The organism is Amycolatopsis ponsaeliensis, assembly GCF_030182635.1.
GTDB classification, from domain to species: Bacteria; Actinomycetota; Actinomycetes; order Mycobacteriales; family Pseudonocardiaceae; genus Amycolatopsis; species Amycolatopsis ponsaeliensis.
Genome location: NZ_JAPZLD010000069.1, coordinates 27450 through 45374, shown reverse-complemented (window position 1 = coordinate 45374; position 17925 = coordinate 27450). Strand labels below are relative to the sequence as shown.

Here is a 17925-nt window from a genome sequence, read left to right as displayed (position 1 = left end):
CGGTCCGGGCGCCCGCCGGCGTCCGGCGGTGGAGGTCTGCGGGCCCACCGCCGCTGTGGGCGCCCCCGTCCCGTCCCGGGCCCCCCCCCCCCCCACTCCCGGGATGGCGGCCTGGTGCGCACATCGATCTTGTGCTGCCGTCGGGCTTGGTGCGGCAGTACTCGCTGTGCGGCGACCCGTCCGAAAAGGACCATTACCGGATCGCGGTGCGGAAGATCGGCGTCGCGTCGGCCGAGGTCCACGCCCTCACGCCGGGCACGCGGGTCACCGTGCGCGGCCCGCGGACGGCGTTCCCGTTCGTCGGCGAGGGCCCGTTCTGGTTCGTCGCGGGCGGCATCGGGATCACGCCGATCCTGCCGATGGTCCGCCGCGCGAAGGCCCGCGGCGCGGACTGGCGGCTGGTCTACACCGGTCGCAGCCGCGAATCGATGCCGTTCCTGGCCGAGCTGGAGAGCGACGACCGCGTCTGGATCCGCCCGGACACGGAGTACGGCATCCCCGCGTCGGGCGCCGAACTCCTCGACGGCCTCCCGGACGGCGCTTCGGTGTACTGCTGCGGCCCAGTGGCGATGATCACCGGAGTCCGCGTCGATCTCGGATTGACCGGCGCGAAAGCAGTCCACTTCGAGCGGTTCGCGCCGCCGCCGATCGTCGACGGCGAGCCGTTCCAGCTGACTCTCCGCAGGTCAGGGCAAGTCTTGGACGTCCCGGCGGGCCGGACCGCCCTCGACGTCTTCCTCGAGGCGCGGCCGGGCACGCCGTATTCGTGCCGCCAGGGTTTCTGCGGGACGTGCGCGGTGCCGGCGGCCGGCGGCGGGTCGATGCGGATCTGCGTCGACCGAGGCACCACCGTGCTCGACCTATGACTCCTGGGGCACCCAGGCGCCGATGACCGGCTTGAACTCCCGGATGGTCCGCTCCGCGATGACGCCTTCCAGCAGGTACGGGTCCTGGTCGATCGTCGCCTTCAGGTCCGCTTCGTCGTCGGCCTGGTAGAGCGTGATGCCGCCGGAACCGTCGCCGAGCGGCCCGGCGACCGCGACGCGGCCCTCTTCGGCCAGCTTGCCCAGGAACTCGCGGTGCCGGGGCCGGACCTCCGGCATCTTCTCCTGGACGTAGGTGATTTCGACGAGGTACCAGGCCATGTGGATCTCCGGGGTCGGGCAGGGGCGGGACGGGACCGACGCTACCCGGGTCGTCACCGTGTCCCAGCATCCGATCTGTGGCTGTGTGGCACCGGGAAGCCAACCCGATAGGCTGGGCGTGCGTCAGTACCTGTGTGAGCGCTGTGAATACCGTGAACCTGCTGACGCGACACACCGTGCAAACCGGGGTCGAGGACAGGCAGGGGTTCATGCTCGAGGGCAATGCGGAACGCAGTGTCGAGGCAACCCTCGGCCAACTGCGGGTCATGGACGGTCCGGCCCCGGCGCAAGCGCCGACACCGCTGACCCTCGAAGACCTCTATCGCCAGCACCGCATGCGGCTGGTCCGGCTGGCGATTCTGCTGGTGGACGAGCCCGCGACGGCGGAAGACGTGGTGCAGGAGGCCTTCACCGGCCTGCATCGCAACTGGGGCAGGCTCCGGGACGCCGCGGCCGCCGTCGGCTACCTGCGCACCGCCGTGGTCAACGGGTCACGCAGCGTGCTGCGCCGGCGCAAGACCGCCCGCGAGTACGTGCCGCCGCACGCGGTCAACGCGCGGTCCGCGGAGAGCCTCGCGATGCTCTCCAGCGAGCACCAGGCCGTGGTCAGCGCGCTGTCCAAGCTGCCGCCCCGCCAGCGCGAAGTGCTGGTGCTGCGTTACTACGGTGGGCTGAGCGAGGCCGAAATCTCTGAGGCCGCAGGCATTTCCAAGGGTACCGTTAAGTCGACCGCCAGCCGGGCGCTCGAGGCACTCCAAAAGGCCATGCAGGCCCCACAGTGACCCGGGTGGACCATTCCGATCACTGAGTCGTATCACCATGCTTGGTCCAGACCAATATATGCTGGGGTGCGTGAGAGGCGCCGGAGATTTCGTGATCATGGGCGGCCGGGTCGCCGCCCCGGACCGTGTACTCGATGACGGCTGGGTAGCCGTCTCCGACGGGCGGATCGCCGGCGTGGGTTCCGGGACCCCGCCGTCGGGCGAATACGTCGACGTCGGCGGGGCACTGGTCGTGCCCGGGTTCGTCGACACCCACTGCCACGGCGGGGGAGGTGCTTCGTTCACCTCCCTCGATCCCGAGGAACTCCTGACGGCGGTGCGAGCGCACCGCCGTCACGGCACCACGACCATGCTCGCCAGCCTGGTGTCCGACCCGGTGGACATCCTGCGTGAGCAGGTTGCTGCGCTGCGTGAGATCGTCCAGGACGGCGAGGTCGCGGGCATCCACCTGGAGGGGCCGTTCATCTCGAAGGCCCGCTGCGGGGCCCACGACCCGGAGACGCTGCTCGAGCCGGACACCGGCACGGTCGACAAGCTCCTGCGCGCCGGCCAGGGCGCGATCCGGATGGTCACCATCGCCCCCGAGCTCCACGGCGGCGTCAAGGCCGTCCGGCAGCTGGCCGAATCGGGCGTCATCGCCGCCATCGGGCACACCGACGGCGTCGAGGAGCAGCTGCTGCCGGCCATCGACGCGGGAGCTTCGGTGGCGACGCACCTGTTCAACGGCATGCGGCCGCTGCACCACCGCGAACCGGGGCCGGTCGGGGCACTGCTCGATGACGAGCGCATCACGATCGAGCTCATCTGCGACCTGGTGCACCTGCACCCGACCGTGGTGCGGCTGGCCGCGAAGCACGCGGGCCGCAACCGGACGGTGCTCATCACCGACGCGATGTCAGCCACCGACGCCGCCGACGGCCGCTACACGCTGGGCCGCCTCGAGGTCGACGTCCACGACGGCGTCGCCACCCTGGCCGACAACGGCTCGCTGGCCGGCAGCACCCTGACGATGGACACCGCCTTCCGCAATCTGGTCCGGGGTGCGAAACTCGGCATCCTCGACGCGGTGCACGCGACGTCGCAACGGCCCGCCGAACTGCTCGGCATCGCCGACCGCACCGGGATGCTGTGCCCCGGTTACGTGGCCGACATCGTCGTGCTCGACCAGGACCTGCGGCCGGCGAAGGTGCTGCGCCGGGGTGAATGGGTCGCCGAGGTGGGTACGGCTACCTTGAGTACCTGAGATCCTGCGAGCGAGACGGGCGGAGATGAGCGAGCCGAAGGACCCCGAGCAGCTGCTGGCGGACGCCCTTCGCGCGCAAGCCGTCTTCGCCCCGCAGGCGTCCCCGCCGGCTCCACCTCCTTCGCCGTCTTCGCCGCCGGAACCGGCTACGGACGCGGTCCCGACCAGCGCGATCAACGAGCTGCCGTCGGCGTACGGGCTGCTGTCCGGCGCGAGCGCGGACTCGCTGGAGCGCGAGCGGGCGGCGCTGGACCCGGTGTCCGAGGCACCCACGGCGTACACCCCGCGTCCCCCGGAGCCTCCCCGCCAGGGCGCGCAGCTGCCCGCGTACTGGATTTTGTTGCTCGCGGTGCTGCTGGGACTCGCCGCGGGGTCCGTGGTGGGCCTGCTCACGCTGGTCTGACCGGGTCTCAGTAACGACTCAGGGTGACCCTGTACCGTTTTTGGGGTGATTCTCGCCCAGAGCACGGTCAACACAATGTCCCTGCTGCCGTCCTGGCTGGACCCCAACATTTTGCTCGATCAAGTGGCCGGCCCCGCGGTGGCGGTGCTATGCCTGGTGATCTTCATCGAGAGCAGCATCTTCCCGGTACTGCCCGGTGACTCGCTGCTGTTCACCGCCGGTCTACTCATCGCGAGCGGCAAGCTGTACCCGCTCTGGGTGACCTGCATCCTGGTGACGGTGGCGGCGCTGCTCGGCAACGTCGTCGGCTACTACCTCGGGTACTTCGTCGGGCCCAAGCTGTTCGACCGGCCGGATTCGAAGTTCTTCAAGCGAGAACACATCGACAAGACGCACGCGTTCCTTGAGAAGCACGGGCCCAAGGCGGTCGTGCTGGCCCGGTTCGTGCCGTTCGTCCGGACGTTTATCACCTGGATCGCCGGCATCGGCCGAATGGACCCGAAGCGCTACTTCACGTACACGGTGATCGGCGGCATCCTCTGGGCCGCGGGCATCACCGTTCTCGGTTGGATGCTCGGCGACATCCCATTCATCCGCGACAACATCGACGCGATCTTCGTGCTGATCGTGCTCATCTCGGTGGTCCCGATCGTGATCGAGTACCTCAAGTCGCGGCGCGAGAAGAAGGCGACGGCCGTCGCGGAGACCGATCCCGAGGTCACGCAGCGGATCCCGCGGGTGCGGGACTGAGGTTCGGCAGACAAAGAAGGGCCCTACCGGTCGGCGGTGGGGCCCTTTTTTGTCGTACCCCCGCGGTAACGTGAAAACAGGGGTCCCCCGGGAGGGGACCCCTGTTGGCGCAGGTCAGGTCATCGAGAACATCGAACCCGGGTTGAACAGGTTCTCCGGATCCAACGCAGCCTTGATCTGCCGGTGAACGCGGATCCCCACCGGGCCGATCTCCCGCGCCAGCCACTCGCGCTTGATCTTGCCCACCCCGTGCTCGCCCGTCACCGTCCCGCCGAGAGACAACCCCACCTCGAGGATCGCGTCGAACGCGCGCTGGGCCCGGGCGAACTCGTCCTCGTCGTCGGGCTGGTAAACGATCGTCGGGTGCATGTTGCCGTCGCCCGCGTGGCCGACCACCGCGATCCGCAGCCCCACCTCGGAACTGATCTTCTCGCAGCCGCGGATCAGCTCGGCGATGCGCGTGCGCGGCACGCACACGTCGTCGGTGAGCCACTGCCCGTACGTCTCCAGCGCCGTCAGCACCATCCGGCGGGCCTGCAGCAGCATCCGGCCCTCTTCGAGGTCCTCGGTCGTGTACGCGAGGTCCGCGCCGCAGTCGTTGCAGATCTGCTCGATCGCCGCCAGCTCGCGGCGGGCCACCTCGCCGCCCGCGTCCGACTGGCCCAGCAGCAGCGCCTGGCAGTCCGAACCCGCGCCGAGGTCGGTCTTCAAGTACGTCTCGGACGCCTTGATCGACGACGCGTCCATGATCTCCAGCAGTGACGGCACGAGCCCTTCGCGCACGATCCGGGCCACCGCTTCCCCGGCCGCTTCGGTCGTCGTGAAGCCGGCGACGAGCGTCGCCGGCGCCTGGGGCAGCGGCTTCAGCTGGACCGTCGCCTGCGTGATGACGCCGAGCGTGCCCTCGCTGCCGACGAACAGCCGGGCCAGGTCGTACCCGGCGACGCCCTTGACCGTGCGCCGTCCGGTCTTGAGCAGGGAGCCGTCGGCCAGCACGACCTCCAGGCCCAGCACCGAGTCCGTCGTGACGCCGTACTTCACACAGCAGAGGCCGCCCGCGTTGGTCGAGAGGTTGCCGCCGATCGTGCACCAGTCGTAGCTCGACGGGTCCGGCGGATAGAACAGCCCGTGCTTCTCGACGGCGTTGCGGAAGTCCAGGTTGACGACGCCCGGCTGCACGACGGCGAGCCGGTTGCCCGGGTCGATCTCGACGATCTCGTTCAGCTTGGTCATCGACAGCGTCACGCAGCCGTCGATGGCGTTCGCGGCGCCGGACAGCCCGCTGCCCGCCCCGCGCGGCACGATCGGCACCCCGGCTTCGGCACACGCCTTGACGACGGCCTGCACCTCCTCGACGTTCGCGGGCAGCACGACGGCGAGCGGCCGGCCGGAAGGCGCCAGCGGCATCATGTCGCGCGCGTAGGACGCGGTGACGTCGGAGTCGGTGAGCACGGCGCTCTTGCCGAGCAGGTCGCGGAGCCGGGTGACCAAAGCTTCGTCGCTCATGTCGTCATGGTAAGCCCGGCCAGTCCGCACTGCGGAACTTCTATTTCAAAACTGCCCCTACCGGACCAAGCCGAGGAGCTTGTCGACGTGCACCCGCAGCAGCACCCGCTGGTCGCTGACCATCGCGTCGCGGTACTCGTCCCAGTCGGGGTGCTCGCCGGCCGCGCGGCGGTAGTAGTCGACGAGCGCCTCGACGGTCTCGTCGTCCCGCGAAGCGGCCGGCGCCGTGAGCGAAGCGCGGCCCTCCGCGACGACGTAGCTCCAGCCGTCCTCGCTGCCCACGTGGTAGGTCACCCGCGGGTCGCGGCGCATGTTCTTCGTCTTCGCCCGCGTCTCCGTGATCGACGCGGTGATCGTGCCCGCCTCCGGGTCGTACAGGTGCGTGATCGTGGACAGCTGGGGCCGCCCGTCGCGGCGGATCGTGGCCAGGACACCGTGGCGGTGCGCGGCGAGGAAGTCCTTCAACGCTGTGTCGTCGGTCATACCCCCTACAAACCCGCGGCCGTCCCCCTTGTTCCTGGAGCAGCCCGGAGGAAATCTGCTTGCATACGGCAACTAAAGTGTGTTCCGACACATCGAGCACGCCTCCACTTGCATAACCGCTAGTGAAGGCACATCCTTGCCTGAGGCAACTAGTTGCAGCCGCCAACCAACGCCGTTGAAGGATCCCTCATGGCACCGAACACCTCCGCCACCCGGCCCAAGGCCGAACTGGACCTCGCCGACCAGCTCGGGCACGAGCTCGTCCGCCTGGTCCGCTTGATCAACAAGGCGAAGTCCCAGGTGTCCAAGCAGGGACCGGACGGAATCGAGCGGGCGGCCTACGCGATCCTCTTCACCCTCATCCACGAGGGCCCGCAGCGCACCAGCCGGCTCGCCGAGTCGCTCCACTCGGAGATCTCCACGATCAGCAGGCAGTCGAGCTCGCTCGTCCAGCACGGCCTGGTCGAGCGCCAGGCCGACCCCGAAGACGGCCGCGCCTGCCTGCTCGCGCCGACCGCCGAGGGCATGCGGGTGTTCGAAGAGAACCGCAAGCAGCGCAACCAATGGCTGGCCGACGTGCTCGGGGACTGGACCGACGGGGAAATCCAGACCCTGAACAAGCTCTTCGGCCGACTCAACACAGGTATCGAGAACCATTCTCCACAGCTGGCCGACGCCCAGGCGTCCGCCGGTGCACCGGCCAAGGGGGCCAACGCATGAGTTCCACCACCGAAACGCCGGCACTGCCCGAGGTGGGTCAACCACCCCGGCTGAGCCACCGCCAGATCGTCACGATCCTGAGCGGCCTGATGTGCGGCATGTTCCTCGCCGCGCTCGACCAGACGATCGTCGGCACGTCGATCGTCAAGATCGCCAACGACCTGCACGGCTTCGACCTGCAGGCGTGGGCGACCACGGCGTACCTGATCACCTCGACGATCGTCACGCCGATCTACGGCAAGCTCTCCGACATCTACGGCCGCAAGCCGTTCTACCTGGCCGCGATCACGATCTTCGTCGCCGGTTCGGCGGCGTCGACGTTCTCGACGTCGATGTACGAGCTGGCCGCCTTCCGCGCGGTGCAGGGTCTCGGCGCCGGCGGTCTGATGTCGCTGGCCATGACGATCCTCGGCGACATCGTGCCGCCGCGTGAACGGGCGAAGTACCAGGGTTACATCCTGGCCGCGTTCGGCCTGTCGACCGTGCTCGGCCCGGTGCTGGGCGGCTTCTTCGCCGGCATCGACAACCTGGCCGGCCTGCACGGCTGGCGCTGGGTCTTCCTGATCAACGTCCCGATCGGCATCATCGCGCTGTTCGTCGTGGCGAAGGTGCTGAACGTGCCGCACACGCCGCACAAGCACAAGATCGACTGGTGGGGCGCGCTGACGCTGGTCGTCGCGGTCGTGCCGTTCCTGATCGTCGCCGAGCAGGGCCAGAAGTGGGGCTGGGGCGACCAGAAGGCCATCCTCTGCTACGTCGTGGGCGGCATCGGCGTCATCTCGTTCATCCTGGTCGAGAAGGTGATGAAGGACGCCGCGCTGATCCCGCTGCGGCTGTTCAAGAACTCGACGTTCACCGTGGCGATCATCGGCGGTGTCATCGTCGGTGTCGCGATGTTCGGCGCGATCACGATGATCCCGCAGTTCATGCAGGTCGTGCAGGGCTACACGCCGACCGAGTCCGGGTTGCTGATGCTGCCGCTGATGGCGGGCATCATGACCAGCTCGATCGTTTCGGGCCGGCTCACCGGGAAGACCGGGCGCTACAAGATCTTCCCGATCGTCGGCACCATCCTGATCGCCGGTGGCGCGTTCTTCTTCGCGCAGGTCAAGTACGACTCGCCGCTGTGGCACCCGCTGGTCGCGGCCGCCATCATCGGTCTCGGCCTGGGCCAGTGCATGCAGACGCTGATCATCGCGGTGCAGAACGCGGGCCCGCGCAGCGACATGGGCGTCTCGACCGCGTCGGCGACGTTCTTCCGCCAGATCGGTGGTACCGCGGGTGTCGCGATCTTCCTGACGGTCCTGTTCAACACCCTGATGCCCAACATCACGAAGGCGTTCGGCGGTCAGCTGCCGGCCGGCGCCGGCGCGGGCATCGGCAACCTGTCCGAGAACACCAGCGTGATCCAGACCCTGCCGGAGGCGATCAAGACGCCGATCCTGATCGGCTTCACCGAGTCGATCACGACGGTGTTCTACATCGCGGGCGCGGTGTCGCTGCTGGCCACGCTGGTGCTGCTGTTCATGAAGGAGATCCCGCTGTCCAACGCGGCCCCGGCCGCGGCGGCCATGGAGGGCGGCGAGGCGCTGCTCGAGGCGGACGAGCACGACTTCACCGACGAGCCCACCGAGATCGTCGAGCCGGTCAAGCCGCTCGATCGCGAGCCGGCCCTGGTCGGCGGCGGGAAGCACGCCTTGAGCACCAACGGGCACGGTGACTACCAGGCCGTGTCGGGCGCGCTGCCGATGCCGATCTCGAACTCCGTCGCGGACTCCGAGGTGGACGTCCCGGTCGGTGCGGGTGGAGTGCCGGTCGTCGGGCACGTGCGCCGTCAGGACGGCAGCCACGTCGCGGGCGCGGCGCTGACCCTGATCGACCAGCGCGGCCGCCAGGTCGCGCGGGCCACCGGCTCCGTGGACGGCAGCTACTCGGTCCCCAGCCAGGGCCCGGGCGCGTACGTCCTCATCGTGTCGGCCCACGGCCACCAGCCGCAGGCCTCCAGCGTCGTGATCGGCAGCGGGCCGGCGACGGTCGACGTCACGCTCACCGGGTCCGGCGAGCTGACCGGCACCGTGAAGGCCGCGGCGACCGGCTCGCCGCTGCCGAACGTCACGGTGACGCTGACCGACAGCCGCGGCGAGGTGAACGGCGCGTTCATCACGACCACGGACGGCACCTACGCCTTCGTCGGGGTCGGCGCCGGCGCCTACACCCTGGTCGCCAGCGGCGCGGGTCACCGGCCCGTCGCGGTGACGCTGACCGTGCCGGACAGCGGCGTGCTGCGCCACGACGTCGAGCTGGCCAGCTCGGTGCAGCTCAGCGGGGTCGCGCGGACCGAGGGCGACCGGGTCGTCCCGGACGCGCGGATCACCGTGCTCGACGCCGAAGGCAACGTCGCGGCCGTGGCCCGGACCGACGGCGAGGGCCGGTACCTGGTGAGCGACCTGCCCGCGGGCGCGTACACGGTGGTCGCGAGCGGCTACCCGCCGGCGACCAGCCAGGTGGAGCTGACCGGCGGCGAAGCCGGCCACGACGTCCGGCTGAGCTACGACCAGGCCCTCGACGAGCTGGTCGACCGGTCATGACCGGTCTGCGCGCGACCTTCCGCACGGCCGAGGGCTGGGCGGTGGAGCACGCCGTGCTCACCGTGACCGACCCGGCCGGGCGGCAGGTCGCCCGGCAGGCGGCCGACGTCCGCGGCGACGTCGTCACCGACGCGCTCGCGCCGGGGACGTACACCGCGGTCGTCACGGCGGCCGGATACACCCCGGTCGCCCGGATGGCGCAGGTCGCTTCGGACGGTTCGGGCTCGCTCGGCGACGTCGTGCTGGCCCCGGTCGCCGAGGCGATCGACCTGCCGCCCGCCGGGCCGTGGGTGATCGACCCGATGCACTCCTCGGTGGTCGCGACCGCCCGGCACCTGGGCATCGCGAGCATCAAGGCGCGGTTCCCGGACGTGTCCGGCCGGATCGAGATCGGCCGCCCGGCCGAGCGGTCGTCGGTGCACGCCGAGATCAAGGCGGCGAGCATCGACACGAACATCCGGATGCGCGACGACCACCTGCGCTCGCCGGACTTCCTCGACGTCGACGTCCACCCGGTGATCACGTTCGCGAGCACGGGGATGCGCCAGCGCGGCGTGGACTCGTGGACGTTGCTGGGCGACCTGACGCTGCACGGCGAGCGCCGCGAGATCGAGCTGGAGCTGACGTACGGCGGCTGGGGCCCGGACCCGTGGGGCGGCGTGCGCGTGGCGTTCCACGCCGAGACGACGCTGCACCGCAACGACTTCGCGATCAACTACAGCGCGATGGTCCGGGCGGGCGTCGCGGCGGTCGGCACGACGGTGAAGATCGAGCTGGACGTCGAAGCGGTGCAAGGCGAGTCGCTGCCGCAGTTCTGAGCGCGTCGAGTTCGTGAAGGCCCTCTCACCGCTGGTGAGGGGGCCCTCACCGTTCGTAGATCCTGAATATCCCGGAGCGCTCGATTCGACCGTTCGCCGTGGGCCGTTCACCTGGGGCACGTAGGCTCCTTGTGTGAACTTCGTGAGCATCGAGGCCGCGGGCGTCGGCGTGAGCTGGCTGGACACCGCCGGTCCGCTGCTCGTCTGGGTGATCGTGCTGAGCTTCGTGCTGGTCGAATGCGCGCTGATCATCGGGCTGTTCCTGCCCGGCGACTCGCTGCTGTTCGGGGCCGGCGTGGTGCTGGCCCAGCACGGTTCGGACGCGAACGCGTGGTTCCTCTCGGGGGCCGCGCTGATCGTCGCCGTGCTCGGGAACCAGATCGGCTACTACATCGGCCGGACCGGTGGCACCAAGCTCATCGCCCGCCGCGACGGCAAGGTGCTGAACCGCCAAGCCCTCGAACGCGCGCAGCGGTTCCTGGACAAACGGGGCTTCTTCGCGATCGTGGCGGCCCGGTGGATCCCGTGGATCCGCACGCTGGCCCCGCTGATCGCGGGCGCCGCCCGGATGGACCCGCGCCGCTTCATGGCGGCGACGGCGCTGGGCGGCCTGCTGTGGGTGCCGACCCTGGTGCTGCTCGGCTACTACGGCGCCGGCCTGCTGGACGCGCTGCCGTGGCTGAAGACGGCCGCGCTGTGGATCAGCATCGCGTTCTTCGTGGTCGGGACCGGGTACGGCGTGCTGCGCTACCGCCAGGAGATGCGCCGCCCCGTCGAAGAGACGGACGACGCGCGGGCCTGACTCAGAGCTCCGGGTCGGCCCAGATCTCGAGCTGGATGCCGTCCGGGTCGCGGAACACCACGACCTTCGAGCCTTCGAACGTGCGCGACGGCGCGGCGGGCAGGTACGAGACGCCGAACTCGGCGAGCCGGCACTCCCATTCGGCCAGCTCGGCGGTCGACCGCACGCGGAACGCGACGTGGTCGAGCCCGGTTCTGCGTTCGTCGAACCCGCGTCTTCCGGTGTCCGCGTGCTGGACCAGCACCACGGAGAACTCGTCCCCGGCGGACCGGAGCACGACCTTGCGCAGTCCCGTGTCCGGCTCTTCGCGCCGGGTGACCTCCTCGAGGTCGAGGACGCGGACGTACCAGGGCACGCTGCGGTCCACGTCGGTCACGGTGAGCGCGAGATGGTGCACGGACATGAGTTTTGCCATGGCTTTCGAAGCCGTCCTTTCGCGTGGCGGCTCCCCAGAGTTGCACAGCGTTCGCCCACCGAAACCAGGGTGACCAAGTTCCCGTCCGATCGTGATCTCGCCGTCTCCGGGCGTCCCAGCAGGCGGACGCCGGTGACTGAAGGTCATTCAGGTCTATCGGACAGTGTTCGGACGGTCACCGGCAGTCGCCACATCCTGCGACTCAAGGTGACATTAGCTGGACAACTAGTGAGATGGACACCTTCGCGTTTGGCTCAACTCAGTAGCCTGGATGCTCGGCGGCGCCGGCGGGCGACGCGAGCGAGGAGGGATCCACTGAATACAAGTCTTCCCCCGCGGACCCACCGCCATCGACCATCCGCGAACGCAGTCCTGCTGATCGGCCTCGTGATCACCGTCGCCGTCGCCCTGGTCACCTTCTTCTGGCCGCAGCTGGACACCAAGATCGCTCTGATCCTTACACTCGCCGGCTCGGCTGTCTCACTCACCTTGAGCAGCAGGCTGGAGCTGGGCGAGATCAAGCAGAGCCTCGCCGGTCTCGGCCTGGAACCTCAACGCGCGGCCCAAATCCAGCAATGGGCAAAGAGCGATCGGTTTGTCCTCACCAGGTACAACGAACTGCGGAAAGAGATGGACGATCTCGCGTCCGGGATCTACCAGCTCCGCACCATCGATTCGGTGTTCGAGGACGATGTCCGGTCGATCGACGAGATGACCGCGAACGAAGTGCTGCGCTCCACCTGCCCGATCTCCACCGTCTCCGCCGAGAAAGCCCGAGGGCAAATCGCCGACGCCCGGTACCGCGCCTCGGTCAAGGCACACCTCGCTGCGGCTCAGCGTGGTGTCAAGGTGACGCGTGTGTACCTCTTCCGCGACGAGGGGATGTTCAGGGACGAGGTCCTGCTCAACCACCTCAAAGATCTCAACAAGAGGATCGCCGTGATGGTGTTGCTCCACGACGAGGCGCCGCAGCACGAAGACTTCGACTACCTCATCTTCGGCACCCGCCGCGTGTCAGTAGGCGTTGTCGGTGGCGTGACAGGAACAGTTCAGTCCGCGATCGTTTACTCCGACCGCCAGATCGTCAACGATTACATCGAGCGGTACCGCAGGCTCACCGGCCTGTCCGTGCCGTTCGCCGAAGCCGTTCGCAGGGTCGAAAGCCGTCCGAGCTGAGCCCGGACGGTCACCGGCCGCCACCGACGTCGAGCACCGACCCCGTGGTGAACGACGACGCGGGCGACAGCAGGAACAGCACCGCTTCGGCGATCTCGGCCGGCTCACCGGCGCGCCCCATCGGGATCTGCGGCGCGTACTTCGCCATCCGGTCCGGCAGCCCGGCCGCCTCGTGCAGGCCGGTGTGGATCATCCCGGGCGCGACCGCGTTCACCCGCACGCCCTCGCCCGCGACCTCCTGCGCGAGCCCGAACGTCAGCGTGTCGACGGCGGCCTTCGACGCCGCGTAGTGCACCCACTCCCCGGCCGAGCCCGTGCGCGCGGCCGTCGAGGAGATGTTGACGATCGCGCCGCCGTCGCCGCCGTACCGCGTCGACATCCGGCGGACCGCCTCGCGGCAGCACAGGAACACGCCGGTGACGTTGACGTCGAGCGTGCGCCGGACGACCTCGACGTCGTAGGAGTCGAGCCGCCCGGGCGTGTTGCCGACGATCGCGGCGTTGTTGACCAGCGCTTTCACCGGCCCCAGCTCCTCCGCGGCGTCGAACAGCGCGCGGACGTCGTCCTCGACGGAGACGTCCGCGCGGACCACCAGCGCCTGCCGGCCGTGCGAACGAACCAGCGAAGCGACCTCCGCCGCCGGCGCGGGATCGCCTGAGTAGTTGACGACGACGTCGTGGCCGCGCTGAGCCGCCAGGGTGCAGATGGCCGCCCCGATACCTCGGCTGCCGCCCGTGACTATGAGAGTCAAATCGCGAAGTTGGCCAGCGGGAGGTTTTCCAGCACCAGGTCCGCACGGTCGCGCGTCTGCGAGATGAGGTCGGCGTTGCGCTGGTCCGAGCCGAGCGCGCGCTGCCGGGCCTCGACCAGCGAACGGCCGTAGCGGCGGTGGCGCGACACCAGCCGTTCGATCCGCTCGGGCTCGTCCGGCGCCAGGAACCAGGCCTCGGTCAGCAGCGGCCGGATGCCGCTCCACGGGTCGTCCGGCAACAGCAGGTAATTGCCCTCCGTGATCACCAGCTGGACCTCCGGCGGCACCGCGACGGCCCCGGCGATCGGCTCCTCGATCTCACGGCGGAACTCCGGCGCGTACACCGTCTCGCGGCCTTCGGCGAGCCGCTTGATCATGTGGAAGTAGCCGGCCGCGTCGAACGTGTCCGGGGCGCCCTTGCGCTCGGTGCGCTCCAGCCGGCGCAGTTCGACCTGCGCGAGGTGGAAGCCGTCCATGCCGACCACCGCGGCGCGCGAACCGAGCGCGTTGGCCAGCGCCCACGCCAGCGTGGTCTTGCCGGACGCGGGCGCGCCGATGATGCCCAGCACGTTGCGCTGCCCGCGCACGGTCAGGCCCTCGGCCCGGGCCAGCAGGTCGTCGAACGCCGTCATGTCCTGTTCCTTCCTGCGATCGCGGTCGTCCACGACCGCGGTCCCACCTGCCGCACCCGTTCGGCGGCCACCTCGTTGGCGAAGCGGATCCGGTCCGTCACCGTCCGTTCGCGCGTCACGGCCACGGCGAGCGCGCCGTGCCAGACGTCGCCCGCACCTAGTGTGTCTCGCGCTTCGACTCCCGCGACAGGCACCTCACCCGAGCCGCCGTCCGCAGTGGACCACCGCACCGGGCCGGGTCCCGCGGTGGTGATGACGGTGGGGACGCCGCGCTCGTGCAGCCCCGGTTCCGGCGCCCGGAAGTGGGCGGAGCAGGCGGCGATGTCGACCAGCGGGAGGAGCTCGTCGAGCACGGGCTTCCAGCTCCCGGCGTCGAGCACGACCGGTGCCTTCGCGCGCCGCGCGACGTCCAGCGCGAGTTCCGGGTAGTGCCCGTCGAGCAGCACGACGTCGGCCTCCGGAAGCGCCGCTTTCACGCGAAAGTGGCGCTCGGCGGCGTTGCGGGAAACCACCGTCCTCTCGCCGTCGCGGTCGCGGACGGCGACGGCACTGACCGGCGGCGGATCGGGCAGGTCGGGAGCGAGGTCGATCAGCCGGACCCCGTGCGCTTCGAGGTCGGCGCGGGCGAGCGCCGCCAGCGGGTGTGCACCGAGGACGGTCAGCAAGGTCGCCTCGGCACCGAGCGCGGCGGCCGTCACCGCGGCGTTCGTCGCGGGCCCCCCGGCCGCGACGTCCACCCGCAGTGACTGCACCTTTTCGCCCGGTGCCGGAAGCTCGTCGACCCGCTGGATCACGTCCACGGTGCACAAGCCCGCCAGCAGCACTCTCACTTCAAGCCGGCCACGTGTGTCGCAGCGGCGGCTTCTTCGATCTCGCCGTTTTCGTTGAGCCGCAACGCACCCGTGAGCAGGCCGACGACCTGGTTCATCGAGTGCGTCTTCGGCGAGACGACCGCGACGCGCTTGCCGAGGCGGTGCACGTGGATGCGGTCGGCGATGTCGAACACGTGGGGCATGTTGTGGCTGATCAGCACCACCGGCAGGCCGCGGTCGCGGATCCGGCCGATGAGGTCGAGCACCTTGCCGGACTCGGCGACGCCGAGCGCGGCGGTGGGCTCGTCCATGATCACGGCCTTGGTGCCGAACGCGGCCGCGCGGGCCACGGCGACACCTTGGCGCTGACCACCGGAAAGCGTCTCCACGGGCTGGGAGATCGACTTGATGTTGATGCCCAGCTCGTCGAGGATCCGCTGCGCCTCGGACCGCATGGTCGCGGTGTCGAGCTTCCGGAACAGCCCGAACGGCCCCTTGAGCCGCTTTTCGCGGCCCAGGAACATGTTCGACGCGATGTCGAGCGCGGGCGCGACGGCGAGATCCTGGTACACCGTCTCGATCCCGTAGTGCCGGGCGTCCAAAGGGGACTTGAAGTGAACGGTCCGACCGTCCACTTTGATCTCTCCCTCGTCCGGGATCACGGCCCCGGAAAGGGTTTTGATGAGTGAGGACTTGCCGGCGCCGTTGTCCCCGACCACGGCGAGCACCTCGCCGGGGAGCAGGTCGAAGTCGGCACCGTCGATCGCGGTGACGCGGCCGTAGCGTTTCACCAGCCCGCGGGCCTGGAGGATGGGATCGGTCATGACTGCTGCTGCCTCCTCGCGATCCGGTCCACCACGACGGCGGCGATCAGCAGGGCCCCGGTGGCGAGGTCCTGGTAGTTGCCGTCCACGTTCATCTGCGTCAGCCCGGACCGCAGCACCGCCACGACCAGCGCGCCCATCAGCGTCCCGAGCACCGAACCGCGGCCGCCGAAGAGGCTCGTCCCGCCGAGGACGACGGCGGTGATCGAGTCGAGGTTGCCGAGCTGGAACTGGTTCGGGTCGGCGTTCGGCGTCCGGCCGAGCGCCTGCCACGCGGCGAGGCCGAAGGCCAAACCGGCCACGATGTACACCGAGAGGACCGTGCGGTTGACCTTGATGCCGGACAGCCGCGCGGACTCCGGCGCGTTGCCGACCGCGTAGACGTGCTTGCCCCACGCGGTTTTCGTCAGCGCGTACCAGATCCCGAGGTACATCAGCAGCGCCAGCGTCATGCCGTAGGTGATGGGGATGCCGCCGAAGAGGTAGCGCTTGGTGCCGAGCCACTGGAGCAGCCCGTCGGTCACCGGCACGGCCTGGCCGCCGGCGATCAGCTTCGACACCGCGGTCAGCATGGTGAACGTGCCGAGCGTGATGATGAACGCCGGGAGCTTGATCCGCGTCGCGAGCGAGCCGATGAAGATGCCGACGATGATCGTCAGCACGACGCCGGCCAGGAGCGCGACGAAGCCGTTCGTGCCGGCCGCGGCGAGCTTCGCCATGATCAGCGTCGCGACGACCATGGACGACGCGTTGGACAGGTCGATGCCCGCGATGAGGATGACGAGCGTCTGGCCCAGCGCGAGCGTCCCGACGACCAGCGACTGCTGGACCACCGTGGACAGGTTGTCGAGGTCGAAGAACGTGTCCGTGGCCAGCGAGAACACCACGATCGCGACGACCAGCGCGAGCGCCGGGCCGACCGCGGGAGCGCGGAGGAGGAACTCGCCGAGCGACTCACGTTCCTTTGTGGACACTGCGGTTGCCGTCGTCACTTCGCGCCTCCCCAGCAGTTCTGCAGGCCCCACGCGGTGTCGTGGCTTTCGATGCCGGGCAGCGGCTTGTCGGTGATCACGGCGGACCCGGTGTTGACGAAGCCGGTCGGCTTCTTGCCGGTCTTCGCGTACTCGACGGCGGCGAGCACGCCTTGTTCGGCCATCTTCTTCGGGAACTGCATGACGGTCGCGGCGTACTGGCCGTCCTTGACGTTCTGGACGCCTTCGCAGCCGCCGTCGATCGAGCCCATGACGATCTGGCCGGTGAGCCCGCGGGCCTTCAGCGCCGCGTACGCGCCGCGGCCCATCGGCTCGTTCATCGAGTAGACGGCGTTGATGTCGGTGCTGCGCTGCAGCAGGTTCTCCATGCCCTGCTGGGCGAGGCTCTGGTCGCCGTTGGCCGCGGTGTGGCCCTTGATCTCCGGCGAGCCGTCGGTCAGCCCGATGCCCTTGAGGAATCCGCCGTGGCGCTGGGTGTCGACCGAACTGCCGGCGGTGCCGTCGACCATCAGCAGCTTGGGCGGGGTGCCCTTGAGTGCGGCCTTGACGTAGGCGCCCTGCTGCTCGCCGGCGGCGAAGTTGTCGGTGGCGAAGGTGGCGTCGACGGCGTCGGGCGGTTCGGTGGCGGTGTCGAGGGCGATGACCAGGACCCCGGCGTCGCGGGCGTCCTTGATCGCCTTGAGCACGCCGGTCGAGGAGCTGGGCGTGATGAGGATCGTGTTCACGCCCTGCTGCATGAGGTTTTCGATGGCGCGGACCTGGCCGTCGTTGTCCCCGTCGAACTGGCCGGCGAGGGCGTTGAAGTCGGCGCCGTTGGCCTGCGCGGCCGCTCTGGCGGAGTTGCGCAGTTCGACGAAGTAGGGGTTGGTGTCGGTCTTGGTGACCAGGCCGACCTTCGCTTTACCACTCCCGCCGGTGTTGGTGCTGCCACCCCAATGGCGTTCGACGGTGCATCCGGTCGTCGCGGCGAGGACGGCGGCCAGCGTGAGTGCGGTGAGACTTCGCTGTCTCATGGGTTCCCACCCCTTTATGGAAGACACGGTGTGATCGAGTGCTTGCCGATGGTCGGGAAGGTAGACAGAC

The 17925-nt window shown here is 69.4% G+C and carries 20 protein-coding genes; 10 read left to right on the top strand and 10 right to left on the bottom strand.

Annotated elements, in window-relative coordinates; all coding sequences use genetic code 11:
- Positions 1-149 precede the first annotated feature (149 nt).
- Complete coding sequence (locus QQ657_RS51910) at positions 150-866, top strand: PDR/VanB family oxidoreductase (RefSeq protein ID WP_350310773.1); 717 nt, start codon at positions 150-152, stop codon at positions 864-866.
- Here the strand turns inward: QQ657_RS51910 and QQ657_RS51905 are convergent.
- The gene (locus QQ657_RS51905; RefSeq protein ID WP_284749877.1) at positions 861-1145 is read right to left on the bottom strand and encodes a YciI family protein; all 285 of its coding nucleotides are present in this window, start codon (positions 1143-1145) and stop codon (positions 861-863) included. The two genes, QQ657_RS51910 and QQ657_RS51905, sit on opposite strands and share 6 nt — an antisense overlap.
- A gap of 209 nt (positions 1146-1354) precedes the next feature.
- Here QQ657_RS51905 and QQ657_RS51900 point away from each other — a divergent pair, with 209 nt between their 5' ends.
- The 4 genes from QQ657_RS51900 to QQ657_RS51885 all read left to right on the top strand — a co-directional run bounded on the left by QQ657_RS51900 (position 1355) and on the right by QQ657_RS51885 (position 4323).
- The gene (locus QQ657_RS51900; protein WP_284749876.1) at positions 1355-1927 is read left to right on the top strand and encodes an RNA polymerase sigma factor; all 573 of its coding nucleotides are present in this window, start codon (positions 1355-1357) and stop codon (positions 1925-1927) included.
- A 91-nt stretch (positions 1928-2018) separates the two neighbouring features.
- Positions 2019-3170: an N-acetylglucosamine-6-phosphate deacetylase gene (nagA, locus tag QQ657_RS51895; protein WP_284749875.1), complete on the top strand. Its 1152-nt coding sequence runs from the start codon at positions 2019-2021 to the stop codon at positions 3168-3170.
- Positions 3171-3195: 25 nt separating this feature from the next.
- The gene (locus QQ657_RS51890; protein ID WP_284749874.1) at positions 3196-3573 is read left to right on the top strand and encodes a hypothetical protein; all 378 of its coding nucleotides are present in this window, start codon (positions 3196-3198) and stop codon (positions 3571-3573) included.
- A 45-nt stretch (positions 3574-3618) separates the two neighbouring features.
- Positions 3619-4323, top strand: coding sequence for a DedA family protein (locus QQ657_RS51885; protein WP_284749873.1), 705 nt, complete (start codon positions 3619-3621; stop codon positions 4321-4323).
- 114 nt (positions 4324-4437) lie between these two features.
- Here QQ657_RS51885 and QQ657_RS51880 read toward each other — a convergent pair whose 3' ends face one another.
- On the bottom strand, positions 4438-5829 hold the full coding sequence (locus tag QQ657_RS51880; protein WP_284749872.1) for an FAD-binding oxidoreductase: 1392 nt from the start codon (positions 5827-5829) through the stop codon (positions 4438-4440).
- 57 nt (positions 5830-5886) lie between these two features.
- The gene (locus QQ657_RS51875; protein WP_284749871.1) at positions 5887-6312 is read right to left on the bottom strand and encodes a PPOX class F420-dependent oxidoreductase; all 426 of its coding nucleotides are present in this window, start codon (positions 6310-6312) and stop codon (positions 5887-5889) included.
- Between the two features lie 189 nt (positions 6313-6501).
- Between QQ657_RS51875 and QQ657_RS51870 the strand changes: the two genes are divergently transcribed.
- The 4 genes from QQ657_RS51870 to QQ657_RS51855 all read left to right on the top strand — a co-directional run bounded on the left by QQ657_RS51870 (position 6502) and on the right by QQ657_RS51855 (position 11240).
- Complete coding sequence (locus QQ657_RS51870; RefSeq protein WP_284749870.1) at positions 6502-7032, top strand: MarR family winged helix-turn-helix transcriptional regulator; 531 nt, start codon at positions 6502-6504, stop codon at positions 7030-7032.
- Complete coding sequence (locus QQ657_RS51865; RefSeq protein WP_284749869.1) at positions 7029-9620, top strand: MFS transporter; 2592 nt, start codon at positions 7029-7031, stop codon at positions 9618-9620. The genes QQ657_RS51870 and QQ657_RS51865 overlap by 4 nt, the downstream gene beginning before the upstream one ends.
- Entirely contained in the window at positions 9617-10438 is an 822-nt protein-coding gene (locus tag QQ657_RS51860; protein WP_284749868.1) for a YceI family protein, read from the top strand. Before QQ657_RS51865 ends, QQ657_RS51860 begins: the two co-directional genes overlap by 4 nt.
- A gap of 133 nt (positions 10439-10571) precedes the next feature.
- Positions 10572-11240 (top strand): DedA family protein, encoded by a 669-nt coding sequence (locus QQ657_RS51855; protein WP_284749867.1) that lies wholly within the window; start codon positions 10572-10574, stop codon positions 11238-11240.
- A gap of 1 nt (position 11241) precedes the next feature.
- Here the strand turns inward: QQ657_RS51855 and QQ657_RS51850 are convergent, their stop codons facing one another.
- Positions 11242-11655: a VOC family protein gene (locus QQ657_RS51850; RefSeq protein ID WP_284749866.1), complete on the bottom strand. Its 414-nt coding sequence runs from the start codon at positions 11653-11655 to the stop codon at positions 11242-11244.
- 387 nt (positions 11656-12042) lie between these two features.
- Here QQ657_RS51850 and QQ657_RS51845 point away from each other — a divergent pair, with 387 nt between their 5' ends.
- The gene (locus tag QQ657_RS51845) at positions 12043-12831 is read left to right on the top strand and encodes a hypothetical protein (RefSeq protein ID WP_284749865.1); all 789 of its coding nucleotides are present in this window, start codon (positions 12043-12045) and stop codon (positions 12829-12831) included.
- A 10-nt stretch (positions 12832-12841) separates the two neighbouring features.
- On the opposite strand, the gene QQ657_RS51840 is transcribed toward QQ657_RS51845, so the two are convergent.
- Genes QQ657_RS51840 through QQ657_RS51815 form a run of 6 tightly spaced genes read right to left on the bottom strand, consistent with a single transcriptional unit; the run spans position 12842 to position 17855 of the window.
- Positions 12842-13582 carry an SDR family oxidoreductase gene (locus QQ657_RS51840; RefSeq protein ID WP_284749864.1) on the bottom strand — a complete coding sequence of 247 codons (741 nt, stop codon included), beginning with the start codon at positions 13580-13582 and terminating at the stop codon, positions 12842-12844.
- Complete coding sequence (locus tag QQ657_RS51835; RefSeq protein ID WP_284749863.1) at positions 13579-14214, bottom strand: nucleoside/nucleotide kinase family protein; 636 nt, start codon at positions 14212-14214, stop codon at positions 13579-13581. Before QQ657_RS51835 ends, QQ657_RS51840 begins: the two co-directional genes overlap by 4 nt.
- Complete coding sequence (locus tag QQ657_RS51830; RefSeq protein WP_434056865.1) at positions 14211-15038, bottom strand: PfkB family carbohydrate kinase; 828 nt, start codon at positions 15036-15038, stop codon at positions 14211-14213. Before QQ657_RS51830 ends, QQ657_RS51835 begins: the two co-directional genes overlap by 4 nt.
- A 2-nt stretch (positions 15039-15040) precedes the next feature.
- Positions 15041-15850: an ATP-binding cassette domain-containing protein gene (locus tag QQ657_RS51825; RefSeq protein WP_284749861.1), complete on the bottom strand. Its 810-nt coding sequence runs from the start codon at positions 15848-15850 to the stop codon at positions 15041-15043.
- On the bottom strand, positions 15847-16842 hold the full coding sequence (locus QQ657_RS51820; RefSeq protein WP_284749860.1) for an ABC transporter permease: 996 nt from the start codon (positions 16840-16842) through the stop codon (positions 15847-15849). Before QQ657_RS51820 ends, QQ657_RS51825 begins: the two co-directional genes overlap by 4 nt.
- Positions 16839-17855 carry a substrate-binding domain-containing protein gene (locus QQ657_RS51815; RefSeq protein ID WP_284749859.1) on the bottom strand — a complete coding sequence of 339 codons (1017 nt, stop codon included), beginning with the start codon at positions 17853-17855 and terminating at the stop codon, positions 16839-16841. The genes QQ657_RS51820 and QQ657_RS51815 overlap by 4 nt, the downstream gene beginning before the upstream one ends.
- Positions 17856-17925: the final 70 nt, after the last annotated feature.

Coding starts and splice junctions, on each gene's coding strand:
- QQ657_RS51890 (WP_284749874.1), top strand. CDS start 3,196: ATGAGCGAGCCGAAGGACCCCGAGCAGCTGCTGGCGGACGCCCTTCGC.
- QQ657_RS51870 (WP_284749870.1), top strand. CDS start 6,502: ATGGCACCGAACACCTCCGCCACCCGGCCCAAGGCCGAACTGGACCTC.
- QQ657_RS51835 (WP_284749863.1), bottom strand. CDS start 14,214: ATGACGGCGTTCGACGACCTGCTGGCCCGGGCCGAGGGCCTGACCGTG.
- QQ657_RS51860 (WP_284749868.1), top strand. CDS start 9,617: ATGACCGGTCTGCGCGCGACCTTCCGCACGGCCGAGGGCTGGGCGGTG.
- QQ657_RS51850 (WP_284749866.1), bottom strand. CDS start 11,655: ATGGCAAAACTCATGTCCGTGCACCATCTCGCGCTCACCGTGACCGAC.
- QQ657_RS51905 (WP_284749877.1), bottom strand. CDS start 1,145: ATGGCCTGGTACCTCGTCGAAATCACCTACGTCCAGGAGAAGATGCCG.
- QQ657_RS51875 (WP_284749871.1), bottom strand. CDS start 6,312: ATGACCGACGACACAGCGTTGAAGGACTTCCTCGCCGCGCACCGCCAC.
- QQ657_RS51825 (WP_284749861.1), bottom strand. CDS start 15,850: ATGACCGATCCCATCCTCCAGGCCCGCGGGCTGGTGAAACGCTACGGC.
- QQ657_RS51865 (WP_284749869.1), top strand. CDS start 7,029: ATGAGTTCCACCACCGAAACGCCGGCACTGCCCGAGGTGGGTCAACCA.
- QQ657_RS51815 (WP_284749859.1), bottom strand. CDS start 17,855: ATGAGACAGCGAAGTCTCACCGCACTCACGCTGGCCGCCGTCCTCGCC.
- QQ657_RS51900 (WP_284749876.1), top strand. CDS start 1,355: ATGCTCGAGGGCAATGCGGAACGCAGTGTCGAGGCAACCCTCGGCCAA.
- QQ657_RS51880 (WP_284749872.1), bottom strand. CDS start 5,829: ATGAGCGACGAAGCTTTGGTCACCCGGCTCCGCGACCTGCTCGGCAAG.